Genomic DNA, 11,768 nt, shown 5'->3' with positions numbered 1-11,768 from the left:
TACCTTGCCCCGATGAAGTTTGTCCCGCAGGCATTCGCCCGATCCACGATCGCCCGCGAGGGAGACAACGGCACAAGGTGGCTCACCCAGCTACCCAAGCTGGTGGCTGAACTGCTTGAGCGCTGGGACTGCGTGCCACACGGTGACCTGATGTACGGCGGCGTCGGGGTTGTTGTCCGGGTCCGCCGGCCGGACCTCGGAGACGCAGTACTGAAGGTGTCTTTTCCTCATCCCGGCAACGACTATGAGCCGGACGCGTTTGCGGCTTGGCGCGGATGCGGTGCCGTCGTACTGCATGAGCGGGACTATGCGCAGTACGCGATGGTGCTCGAACGGGCTCACTCGACGACGCTGGCGACGATCGCCGACGAGGACGAGATCGCTCGCGTCGCCGGTCGACTCATCAAGCGGCTGGCGATCGCCGGACCGCCGGAACTGCCCAGGCTCCAGGACCAAGCCGACGAGTGGGACGAACGGCTTCTGAGAGATGCGGATGAGCTACCGCACGGGATGTCGCGCCGCGTGGTGGACGCTGCCAGGGAGACGATCCGCGACCTCGGACGTGCCCAGCCGAAGCTACTCGTCCACGGTGATCTGCACGGCCGAAACATCCTCCGCGCCGATCGCGAACCCTGGCTGGCCATCGACCCCAAGGGCTGCACCGGCGACCCGGCGTACGACGCCGGCACTCTCCTCAAGACCCGCGCGCTGACTCTCGCGGCGACCTCCTCCGATCCCGCAAAGGCCGTCTTCCGCTTCCTCGACATCTTCACCGAAGCCGCCGAACTCGACCGCGAACGCGTCCACCGATGGTCCCAACTACACGCCGTTCAAACCGCATTCTGGGGCCGCCGCCACGGTTTCCGACGAGCACGCTCAGGTCCAGACCTCCCCCACTACATCAACCTCGCCGACCACCTGGCAACCCTCCTCACCGAACCGAGCCCCCTGTAACAGCGTCTACCTGGTTGACCAGACCTTGTGCTCGGAACCGGACTGGAGGCAACCCCGTGAGGCAGCAAACTGGAGTAACCGGCCGGCGGCTCGCCGCGCTGAGTTCAGTACTGGCGTTAACAATCGCAACCTCAACTGTCGCTGGTACGACGGGCGCCGGGGCGGCTTTACCGACTCGACGGGTACTGGCTCAACAGATGCCGGAGCGACTCTTGCCGAGACGACTGACGCGGGCCTGACTGCTGCCGGGGCAACGAGTGCCGGGCCAGCTCTTGCCGACCCCACAGTCGCCGGAGCGACGGGCGCCAAAGCGGCCCTTGCCGACTCGACAGTTGCCGTAGCGACTGCTGCTGGGGCGGCTGGTGTCGGGGTGGGGCGGGTGGGTGCGGGGGCGTTTGAGTGGACGGAGACTCCGGTGCGGCGGGGACCGGCGTTTCTTAACGATCTGGCTGCTCATCCCGCCGCGACCTGGGCGGTCGGGGGCGATCTGGTGGACGACGAGTTCCAGGAGCAGCGCCCGTTCGCCCTTCGGTGGAAGGGCGGCCGGTGGGTTGCGACTCCGCAGCCGATGCGTATCGACTCAACGCTGGAGAGCGTCGCGATCGCCGGACCCGCCGACGTCTGGGCAGTCGGCGAGGATCGCACCGACCCCGCCAGACCAAAACCACTCGTCATGCACTGGAACGGATCCGCGTGGCGCGTCGTACCCGCGCCGCCCGTACCAACCGGCTCGTTCGACGACATCACGATCGCACCCGACGGCACCCCGTGGATGACCGGCTGGGCCGACGTCAACGGATCGGAACACGCAGTCGTCTACCGGTACGCCGGCCGCAAGTGGCACCCGCTGACCAGCGGTCTGGAACAGTCCATCAACGGCAACGCCCTGACAGTCATCGCCCCGAACGACGCATGGCTCGGCCTCAACGCCGGCATGGCTCACTACGACGGCAAGAGCTGGAAGCTGGTGGACGACGTACCGAGCGACGGTTCCCACATCCCGACCGCACTGGCGGCCGCGGGACCGAAAGACATCTGGGCAGTCGGCGTACACCACAGGGGCGGAACCACCGGCGAACTCCCGATGATCCTGCACTACAACGGAACGTCCTGGAAACGAGTGCCCACACCAGCCGGGCCGGCCCAGCTCCACGACGTTGCCCTACGCAACAACCGCCCGATCGCAGTAGGCGAACGCGTCGAAACCGACGGCGACATCATCAAAGCCAAGCCCCTAGTACTGCGACTACGCGGCTCATCCTTCGTCGACGCCGGCAGCCCAACCACCACCGAAGGCGTCCTGACAACCGTAGCCACCGCCCCCACCAAACTCTGGACAGCAGGCATCACCATCACCCCCAACCACTACACCCCCTACGCCGCCTACACCAAGTAGCACGCCCAGGCTCCCCGGACGAAGGTGTAGCGGGGCGGGCAGGGTCAGCCGCACGACGGCGTACGGGTGGGCAAAGCAAGCCGCACGCCCTCGTGCGGGTGGGCAAGGTAAGCCGGACGAGGATGTACAGGTGGGCGAGGTCAGCCGGACAAGGGCGTGCGGGTAGGCGAGGTCAGCCGGACAAGGGCGTGCGGGTAGGCGAGGTCAGCCGGACAAGGGCGTGCGGGTAGGCGAGGTCAGCCACACGAGGGCGCACGCGGATGGGGCAAGGTCAGCCGGACGAGGGCGTGCGAGTGGGCAGGGTCAGCCGGATGAGGGGGTGCGGGTGGTTGGGTAGGTGATGGTGCGGAGGACTTTGGCTGGGGCGCCTGCCGCCACGGAGTACGGAGGGATGTCTTGCGTGACAACACTGTTGGCGCCGATGACGCACCGCTCGCCGATGGTCACGCCGCTGGTGACGACGACATTCGCGCCGAGCCAGACGTTGTCGCCGATCCGGGTCGGTCCCTTGGAATCGAAGCCCTGCCACGGAACGGGCCGATCGGGATCGTCGAACCGATGGTTGGCATCCGTCACGAAGCAACCGTTGGCGAGCATGCAGTGCGAACCGATCTCGACCGAATCAACAGCGGCAACCATCACCGCAATGTTCAAAAACGTCCCCTGGCCGATCCGCACCCGCCCCTCGTCCCCGATCGTGATCCACACATCCGGCTCGAACATCGTGTTCGCCCCGACCTCGAGCCGGCCGTCCTCCAACGCCTCAAGAACGTTCCCATGCAACGGCCACCGAGCAAACGACTCCCGCCGCATCAGCTGCCAATCAATCCGAGTCCGATTCCACGGCAACGAATTCCGCTGATACCACCACCACTTCTGCCCCCACAACCTGACCTGCCCCCAAACCCCATCCACACCCCCAGGCTACGCACCAACCACCCCCACCCGGCCCCCTCCCACCCCAACCCCCACCCCGAGCCCCACTCCCACCCCAACCCCCCAGCCCCGAGCCCCACTCCCGCCACGAGACCTACCCCGGCGACCCGCCCCCACCCGAACGGCTTCCCCAGTTCTTCGACCTCGACAAACCACGCTGACCCAGTCGCCGATTCGAAGCCCGCCCCCTCGCGACCCGCCCTCCCGCACTGATCACCCCCTCCTCGCCACCCCGATCACCGTCCACGGCTCACCCCCTCCGCACCACCCGGCCCCCTCGTCCCCAGCACGCTCACCGCCCGCGCCCCGCCCTCGCCCGCCTCCATCCAGGTCGCGTTGCCCCTCATCGCCAGCACGCTCACCGTCCACGCCCCGCCCCTCCCACACCGGCCGCCCCCTCCTCGCCAGCACGCTCACCGTCCCCCTCCGACACCGGCCGCCCCCTCATCGCCAGCACACTCACCGTCCACGCCCCGCCCCTCCCACACCGGCCGCCCCCTCCTCGCCAGCACGCTCGCCGTCCGCGATCCGCCCACAACCCAGAACTTGCTGCGCGAACACGCTGCTCCAGCAAGCTGGACACCGTCCGGTGACGTCTTCGTACCAGCCAACACTGTCTTCGACGTCACCATCGCCTTCAGCCAGTCGTGCGACGCGTACCGCATCTCCAACCCGCTGGAGCGCTTGGCAGGACCCGACCTGCCTGCGTTCCTGACGCGCTCTATCGTTGGGCGGCATGAGCCAGCCGCAGCCGCCGCAGTTCCCGCCGCACCCACACCCGCAGGCCCAGCCGCACCCGCAGCAGTACCCGCAGCCGCAGCCGCCGCATCCCCAGCCGCAGTCGCAGTCGCAGCCGCAGCAGTACCCGCCCCCGTACCAGCCGCCGGCTCCGATGGGGATGTTGCACCTGACCATCCAGGGCAGCACGCTGACGAGCAACATGCTCGTGCCGACGGTGCACCTGAACGGCTACCCAGTGCCGGTCAGGTACGGGCGGAACGAGATCCCGGTACCTTCCGGACCGCTGCGCATCGGCATCTACTCGCAGTGGATGCGTGTCTACGGCAAGGCAATGCTCGACTGCACGGTGCAGCCGAACCAAGTGGTGCCGGTGTTCTACGCGTCGCCGTGGCACCAGTTCGCATCAGCCGGAAGCATCGGCCACAGCAAGGTAAAACGAAACGGCATCGGCGCACTCTTCGGCCTGATCGGGGTAATTTTCGCCGCAATGCTCCTGGTAATCGTCCTCGCCTCCATCAGCTAATCCCCTTCGCCTGATCCTCAACTCCGACAGCAGGTTGTGGATAGGCTCGACAACCACACCCGCCGGCAGACGACCCGCAGTACCGGCCGCTGCTGCGGTGCCGTCCAGTTCGGTTGCCGTCGGCCACGATGGCAACCAGACGATCGCACTGGACCACTCGCGGACAGGCAGCACCGTCACACGGCCGACGCACCTGACGCCGGCGCTGCGCGGACAACCGCAGAAGCTCAGCCGTTGACGTACTGCACTTCTCGGGAGCCAGCGGCTCCCGAGACGGCGCCTGGGGGGACGGCGACGACGGCAGGCCGCCTGGGTGCGGGTGAACATCTACGACGGCCAGTGGGCGGGCGGTCGGCCTCGTCCTGTGCGACCTCGTCGGGTCGGGCCTTGGCTCGGTCGCGATGGCGAGCAGGCGGGGCGGACCAACGTGGAACCAAGCTTCACGCCACTGGTTGACGTGGGCCAGGCTTTGCGCCGCCGGTCGACGTGGGTGAGGCTTCGCGCCGCCGGTCGACGTGGGCAGGCTTCGCGCCGAGGTCGACGTTGGGGCAGGCTTCGCGCCGCCGATGACGTTGCGGTGGACCGCATTTGTGGCCTTTGCCGCCAGGGTTCGGGAGCTCCGCGTGGACCCTCGGCCTCGTGGCGTTGGGCGTGGGTGTCAGCGGAAGTCTCGGGAGGTGGTTTTGGCGGCTAGGGGGAGGCGTTCTAGTTTGTCGGCTACTAGGTTGGTGACGCCGGTGGAGCGTTCTAGGCGGCCGCGGATGATCATGGCGCTGGACTCGCGGGCGGTGCGGCGGTAGCGGTTCCAGACGCCGCTGGAGCAGACGACGTTGATCATGCCGGTTTCGTCCTCCAGGTTGAGGAAGGTGACGCCGGCCGCGGTGGCTGGGCGTTGGCGGTGGGTCACCACGCCGCCGACGTACACGCGGCTGCCGTCCTCGGCGGTGGACAGCTGGTTCGCCCGCAGGATGCCGCGCTCGTCGAGGGCGGCGCGGACATGGCGGATCGGGTGGTCGTCGGGTGAGATGCCGGTGGCCCACAGATCGGCCATCGTCGTCTCCATCCCGGTCATCCCGGGCAGCATCGGCGGCGGACCGGAGCTGCTCACTCCGGACAGGTGCCCGGGCCGCTCCTCGGCGGCACGTCCCGCGTTCCACAACGCCTGCCGCCGCGACAACCCGAACGAGTCGAACGCCCCCGCAGTCGCCAAAGCCTCCACCTGTACTGCGGTCAGCCCGGTCCGTCGCACCAGATCCGCCATGTCGGCGTACGGCCCGTTCTTCTCCCGTTCCTCCACGATCGTGGTCGCCGCCGGTACTCCGACCGACTTCACCCCAGCCAGCCCCAGCCGCACCACCAACCGCCCGTCCCGCCGATGCACATCCGGATCGAACGGCACCTCCGGATCGAACTCCCCCACCTCCGGCTGCTTCTTCTCCAAACAAGAATCACTACCAGTAGCAACCACCCACGAATCCCCAACAAGAGCAGAAGAATCCCCGGCGGCGGGCGGGGCGCCTGATGCGAGGGCTGGATCGGTGGCGTCGGTGTGATCGGGGTCTGGAGTAGAAGCCGCGCGAGCGGCAGGCGTGGCGGTGTCACCGGTGGCGGGAGCGCCACCGAGGTTGGCGCCGGGACCGGACGTATCGCCTGGGGTGGGAGCGGGGGTGGGTTCGAGGGTGGGGTGGGTGTGGGAGGTTTGGATGTCTGGGCGGAGGACTTCTACGCCGTGGCGGCGGGCGTCGGCTACCAGGGATTGGGGGGAGTAGAAGCCCATGGGCTGGGCTCGGAGGAGGGCGGCGAGGAAGGCTGCTGGGTAGTGGAGGCGGAGCCAGGTGCTGGCGTAGACGAGCAGGGCGAAGCTGATCGAGTGGGACTCGGCGAAGCCGAAGTTCGCGAAGGCTTCGATCTTTTCGTAGATCTGGTCGGCGGTCTCGCCGGTGATGCCGTTCGACGCCATCCCCTCGTACAGCTTGGTGCGCAGGGACGAGATCTTCTCCACGCCCCGCTTGGAACCCATCGCGCGCCTGAGCAGGTCGGCGTCCTCACCGGTACAACCGCCGACCGTCATCGCGATCTGCATCAGCTGCTCCTGGAACAGCGGCACGCCCAGGGTGCGCTCCAGGACGGACTCCAGCTTGGGATGCAGGTAGGTGACCGGCTCCTCCCGCAGCTTGCGGCGGATGAACGGATGCACCGCGCCACCCTGGATCGGCCCAGGTCTGATCAGCGCCACCTCGATCGCCAGGTCGTAGAAGCTGCGCGGCCGCAACCGCGGCAGCGTGCTCATCTGCGCCCGACTCTCCACCTGGAACACCCCGACCGAGTCCGCCTTGCAGAGCTGGTCGTAGACGCCCTTCTCCTCCTTCGGGATCGTGTCCAGGGTCCAGTCCTCGCCGAGATGCTTGCGGACCAGGTCCATCGCGTACTGCAGCGCGGCGAGCATGCCGAGCCCGAGCAGGTCGAACTTCACCAGCCCCATCCAGGCGCAGTCGTCCTTGTCCCACTGCAGCACGGTCCGGTTCTCCATCCGGGCGTGCTCGACCGGTACGACGTGCCCGACCGGGATGTCGGTCAGCACCATGCCACCGGAGTGGATACCGAGATGCCGTGGAAACTTCAGCAGGTCCTCGGCCAGCGCCACCACCGGCGGTGGGATGTCGTGGTCGACGCTGCTGCGCACCGCGCCCCAGGCGTCCACCTGTTTGGACCATGCGTCCTGCTGCCCGGTACTGAACCCGAGGGCCTTGGCCATGTCCCGTACTGCGAGCTTCGGGCGGTAGGTGATCACGTTCGCCACCTGGGCCGCGTTGCGCCGGCCGTACTTGCCGTAGACGTACTGGATCACCTCCTCGCGCCGGTCGGAGTCGAAGTCGACGTCGATATCGGGCTCCTCCTCGCGCGCCGCGGACAGGAAGCGCTCGAAGGGCAGGTTGTAGAAGACCGGGTCGATCGCCGTGATCTCCAACGCGTAGCAGACCACGGAGTTCGCCGCCGAACCACGGCCCTGGTAGAGAATCCCCTTGCGCTGGGCGAACTTGACGATGTCGCGCACGATCAGGAAGTAGCCGGGGAACTTCAGGGTCTCGATCACCGTCAGCTCGCGCTCGACCCTCGCGGCGGCCTCCTCGCGCAGCCAGGGCTTGTCCGCGTAGCGCTTCTTCACACCGTCGCGGCACAGCTTCTTCAGCCACTCCATCGGGGTGAATCCCGGTGGCACCTCTTGATGCGGCAGGTTCGGCTTGGCCGCGCGCAGGCTGAACGCCAATTGATCAGCCAACTCGACGGTGCGCGCGACGGCACCGTCGTACCGGTGGAATCTGGCGAGCATCTCCTCCCCTGATCGCAGGTGAGCCGTGCCGGCCGGTGGCAGCCAGCCGTCCATCGCGTCGAGGCTGCGCCTGGCACGGACGGCGGCGATCGCGGCGGCGAGCTTGTGCCGCCGGGGTTGGGCGTAGTGCACGTTGTTGGTGGCGATCACCGGCAGGCCGGCGTCGGCCGCGAGCCGGGCGAGGATCGTGTTGCGCGTGCTGTCGGTCGGCAACTGGTGGTCGATCAGCTCGACCACCACCCGGTCCTTGCCGAACAACGCGGTCAACCGATCCAGCTCCCGCATCGCGGCGGCCGGCCCCTCCGCTTGACCGCCCAGCTCGAGCGCCCGGCGTACCAGGCCCTTGCGGCAGCCGGTGAGGATCAGCCAGCTGTCCCCACCGATGGCCGCAAGCTCCTCCAGGTCATAGATCGGGCGGCCCTTCTCCTTCCCTCGCAACTGCGCCTCGGTGATCGCGCCGGCCAGCCGGTGATACCCCTCCTGGCGCTCGGCCAGCACCAGCAGATGACTGCCCTCGGGGTCGGCCATCCCGTTCTGCGGTTTGGTCAGCTCCAGCGACAGTTCGGCGCCGAACACGGTCTGCAGCTCGGCGTACTCCTCCGCGGCCTCGGCCATCCGGACCACGCCGTAGAACCCGTCGTGATCGGTCAGCGCGAGCCCGTTCAGCCCGAGCCGGACCGCCTCCTCCACCAGGTGCTCCGGCGAGGACGCACCGTCGAGAAAGCTGTAGTACGAGTGGCAGTGCAACTCGGCGTACGGCACCACCGGGCCTTCCGGGGGGCGCGGCTTGTCCGCCGGATCCGGATCGTACGGCGGCCGGTGCCGCGACCAGGCGGGTCCGTCTCCCCCGTCGGCCTCGAGCAGCTCGTCAGCGAGCCCGGGCGGCCGTGACCGGTCCGACAACTTCCGCTCCAACTCCGACCACGGAATCGGGGGGTTGTCCCACCCCATCAGAGAACTCCGGCACCTGACGTCATACTCCGATGTTCGAACATCTGTTCGAAAGAGTCAAATCGGGAATCCCTATGGCCGTCCAACGCCGGGGACGGAGACCGGAAGCGTAAGGACCGCTCCGGTACGAGGCCCATTGGTCAGTCGGTCGAGGTTGTCGGCGATGCTGTCGGCCGAGCGCCACTCGGCGGTCAGGATGAACAGGGTTCGCCGGTCGGGGCCGCCGAGCGCGAGAGCGAACGAAGCCTGGCTTTCGGTCAGTTCGACCCGCTGCAGGACCTCGCCGCCCTCGGCGACGCGGACGATCGACGAGTCGGCGGCCGAGACCCAGACCGCGCCTTCGGCATCGAGGCAGATGCCGTCGGGCCCGAGCCCTTCGGCGAACACCCGCCGGTTGGACAGCTCACCGTCCGGGCCGATGTCGAACGCGGTGAGCCGGCCGGCGAACGACTCCGAGATGATCAGCGTCCGGTCGTCGGGCGTGATCACCATGCCGTTGGGGAACTGGATGTCGTCCGCAACCTGGCTGACCGTGCCGTCCGGCCTGACGAGCTTGATGTAGCCGGGTTTGGGCGCCTCGCCGCCGGCGAAGTCGAAGTCCGCGCCGTTGACGTAGGTGTTGCCGCGCCCGTCGACGACGATCTCGTTGCCGCCCTGGCCAGCGTGGACGACCACCGACCCGTCGGGCTCGTGCCGCCGCAGCTTGTCGCCGGTCGTCAGTAACCGACCGTCGGGCAGCCAGTCGATCGACCAGCCCATCAACCGCTCGACCGGCGCGGGCCTGTACTCCGGCGTACCGTCCGGGTCGACGGCGACGATCTGCTGGTCGATCCAGTTGCAGAACCACAACCGGCCGTCATGCCATCGGGGCGACTCCGGAATCCCCAGGCCACTCAGCAGGATTGTCGGTTCAGTCATCACGCCACCTCTCATTCGGGTTTCATCGGCCGCTTTCTCCTTCTACACGAACGGCGACCGCCCCGATCGACAGCTAGGCCGAGGTGGTGATGAGTTCGTCGGCGACCCACTGGGCAACGCCTGCGGGATAGGGCGCCGGGAGGCTGAGGATGATGTGCTGGAACCCGGCATGGCCGGCCTTGGCGATCGCTTCGCGAGTGGCGGCGGGCTGCTGGTAGGACACCGGCAGGTGGATCGAGCGGGTGATCGACGCCGGGTCGCGGCCGATCTCGGCGCAGTACTTATCCAGTAACGCGCTGCGGCTGACAGCATCGTCCAGGTCTTCGCCGGTGTGGTTCCAGAGGTCGGCGTGCTCGGCGACCACGCGCAGCGTCGCCATCGAACGTCCACCGATCATGATCGGCGGGTGCGGCCGCTGGACAGGCTTCGGGTTGCCGAATGCCGCGGCGAGGTGGTGATAGCTGCCCTTGAAGTCGAACGGCTCGGTCTCCGTCCACAGGCGCCGGATGATTGTGCACGCCTCGGCGAGACTGCCCACAGCCTGCGCGGCGTCGTCGTACGGAAGGCCGTGGGCGTCGTACTCGCGCCGCGCCGCCGGCAAGCTGGGCCGGGAGCCGGCGCCGATGCCGAAGTCGAGCCGGCCATCGGAGACGATGTCGACGGTCGCGGCGATCTTGGCCAGCATCGCGGGCGGGCGGAAGCGGTTGCTCGTCACGAGCAGGCCGAGACGCAGGCGCTCGGTCTGCGCGGCCAGCGCCGACAGCAGCGTCCAGCCTTCCAGGATCGGGCCGTCCGGATCACCGCCGATCGGGAGCAGGTGATCGAACAGCCAGGCATGCTCGATTGCTGGGATGGCGTCCGCCTCACGCCAGACGCGGAGTACTTCGGCGTACGGGACCTGTTGCTGGGCGGTCATGATCCCGAAACTCGGTGGCATGGGGCTTCCTTTCGCGGTGCGGATTAGCGGCGGCGGAGGGCTGGATCGAGTAGGGCGGGCGGCGCGTCGAACTTTTCCTGCGGGGCCAAGTCGGTGCCCGGGGTGACTATTTCGTCGATGGCGTCGAGTAGGTCGCCGGAGAGGACGGTGTCCGCCGCGGCTAGTTGTGAGTGCAGGTGCTCCAGCGTGCGGGGGCCGATGATGGCGCTTGTGACGGCTGGATGGGCGGTCACAAAACCGAGTGCGAGCTGGATCATCGTCAGCCCTGCCTCGTCGGCAACCTTCGCCAGCCGCTCCACCGCTTCGAGCCTGGCGCGGTTGGCGGGGATGGTGAGGTCGAAGCGTTCCGGCAGGATCGCCGAACGGCTGGTGGTGATCTCGCGGCCTTCGCGGACCGCCCCTGACAGCCACCCCGACGCCAACGGGCTCCACGCCAGTACGCCAAGTCCGTACTCCGCGGTCACGGGCAGCACGTGTGCCTCGATGCCCCGTTGGAGGATCGAGTAGCTGGGCTGCTCGGTGACATAGCGGCTCAAGTGGTTCGCCCGGGCGGCCCACTCAGCCTGCACGATCCGGTACGCCGGGAACGTCGAGCTGCCGAAGTACCGGATCTTCCCGGCGCGTTGCAGATCGGTCAGGGCCGAGAGCGTCTCCTCGTCACTGGTCGCCGGGTCCCACCGATGCATCTGGTAGAGATCGATGTGTTCGACCCCGAGGCGGCGCAGGCTGTCGTCGAGAGCGGTCACGATCCACCGGCGCGAACTGCCCCGATGGTTGCGCTCGGCACCCATTGGCATGGTCGCCTTGGTGGCCAGCACGACATCGTCGCGGCGGCCGGCGATGGCCTTGCCGACCATCTCCTCGGACTCACCTTGGCCGTACATGTCGGCGGTGTCGATGAGGTTGATCCCGGCTTCGAGCGCGGCGTCGACGATGGCGGTGGCCTCATCCTGGGTGGTGCGCCCGATCTGGCCGAAGTTCATCGCGCCGAGCGCGAGAGTGCTGACCTGTACGCCGGTCCGGCCCAGAGTGCGGTACTGCATGGTGATCCTCCTGAAGGGTCTGGCATGATGAGAGGGAA

The 11,768-nt window shown here is 67.9% G+C and carries 8 protein-coding genes; 3 read left to right on the top strand and 5 right to left on the bottom strand.

Annotation, left to right across the window (positions count from 1 at the left end; genetic code table 11):
* Window positions 1–12 precede the first annotated feature (12 nt).
* Both AB0F51_RS02205 and AB0F51_RS02200 read left to right on the top strand, forming a co-directional pair.
* Window positions 13–954, top strand: coding sequence for an aminoglycoside phosphotransferase family protein (locus AB0F51_RS02205; protein WP_360272713.1), 942 nt, complete (start codon window positions 13–15; stop codon window positions 952–954).
* 415 nt (window positions 955–1,369) lie between these two features.
* Complete coding sequence (locus AB0F51_RS02200; RefSeq protein ID WP_360272710.1) at window positions 1,370–2,350, top strand: hypothetical protein; 981 nt, start codon at window positions 1,370–1,372, stop codon at window positions 2,348–2,350.
* Window positions 2,351–2,653: 303 nt separating this feature from the next.
* On the opposite strand, the gene AB0F51_RS02195 is transcribed toward AB0F51_RS02200, so the two are convergent.
* Complete coding sequence (locus tag AB0F51_RS02195) at window positions 2,654–3,265, bottom strand: acyltransferase (protein WP_360272707.1); 612 nt, start codon at window positions 3,263–3,265, stop codon at window positions 2,654–2,656.
* 757 nt (window positions 3,266–4,022) lie between these two features.
* Here AB0F51_RS02195 and AB0F51_RS02190 point away from each other — a divergent pair.
* Window positions 4,023–4,550, top strand: coding sequence for a hypothetical protein (locus AB0F51_RS02190; RefSeq protein ID WP_360272705.1), 528 nt, complete (start codon window positions 4,023–4,025; stop codon window positions 4,548–4,550).
* A gap of 658 nt (window positions 4,551–5,208) precedes the next feature.
* Here AB0F51_RS02190 and AB0F51_RS02185 read toward each other — a convergent pair.
* The 4 genes from AB0F51_RS02185 to AB0F51_RS02170 all read right to left on the bottom strand — a co-directional run bounded on the left by AB0F51_RS02185 (window position 5,209) and on the right by AB0F51_RS02170 (window position 11,730).
* A complete protein-coding gene (locus tag AB0F51_RS02185; protein ID WP_360272702.1) occupies window positions 5,209–8,832 on the bottom strand; it encodes an error-prone DNA polymerase in 3,624 nt (1,207 codons plus the stop codon).
* A 72-nt stretch (window positions 8,833–8,904) separates the two neighbouring features.
* Window positions 8,905–9,750, bottom strand: coding sequence for an SMP-30/gluconolactonase/LRE family protein (locus AB0F51_RS02180; RefSeq protein ID WP_360272699.1), 846 nt, complete (start codon window positions 9,748–9,750; stop codon window positions 8,905–8,907).
* A gap of 73 nt (window positions 9,751–9,823) precedes the next feature.
* The gene (locus tag AB0F51_RS02175) at window positions 9,824–10,687 is read right to left on the bottom strand and encodes an LLM class flavin-dependent oxidoreductase (protein ID WP_360272696.1); all 864 of its coding nucleotides are present in this window, start codon (window positions 10,685–10,687) and stop codon (window positions 9,824–9,826) included.
* 23 nt (window positions 10,688–10,710) lie between these two features.
* The gene (locus AB0F51_RS02170) at window positions 10,711–11,730 is read right to left on the bottom strand and encodes an aldo/keto reductase (RefSeq protein WP_360272694.1); all 1,020 of its coding nucleotides are present in this window, start codon (window positions 11,728–11,730) and stop codon (window positions 10,711–10,713) included.
* Window positions 11,731–11,768: the final 38 nt, after the last annotated feature.

It is taken from the genome of Kribbella sp. NPDC023855 (assembly GCF_040639475.1).
Classification (GTDB): domain Bacteria; phylum Actinomycetota; class Actinomycetes; order Propionibacteriales; family Kribbellaceae; genus Kribbella.
Note: the sequence above shows the minus strand (reverse complement) of the source record. Positions and strands in the feature narration are given on the sequence as shown.

Coding starts and splice junctions, on each gene's coding strand:
- AB0F51_RS02185 (WP_360272702.1), bottom strand. CDS start 8,832: ATGGGGTGGGACAACCCCCCGATTCCGTGGTCGGAGTTGGAGCGGAAG.
- AB0F51_RS02175 (WP_360272696.1), bottom strand. CDS start 10,687: ATGCCACCGAGTTTCGGGATCATGACCGCCCAGCAACAGGTCCCGTAC.
- AB0F51_RS02205 (WP_360272713.1), top strand. CDS start 13: ATGAAGTTTGTCCCGCAGGCATTCGCCCGATCCACGATCGCCCGCGAG.
- AB0F51_RS02170 (WP_360272694.1), bottom strand. CDS start 11,730: ATGCAGTACCGCACTCTGGGCCGGACCGGCGTACAGGTCAGCACTCTC.
- AB0F51_RS02190 (WP_360272705.1), top strand. CDS start 4,023: ATGAGCCAGCCGCAGCCGCCGCAGTTCCCGCCGCACCCACACCCGCAG.
- AB0F51_RS02180 (WP_360272699.1), bottom strand. CDS start 9,750: ATGACTGAACCGACAATCCTGCTGAGTGGCCTGGGGATTCCGGAGTCG.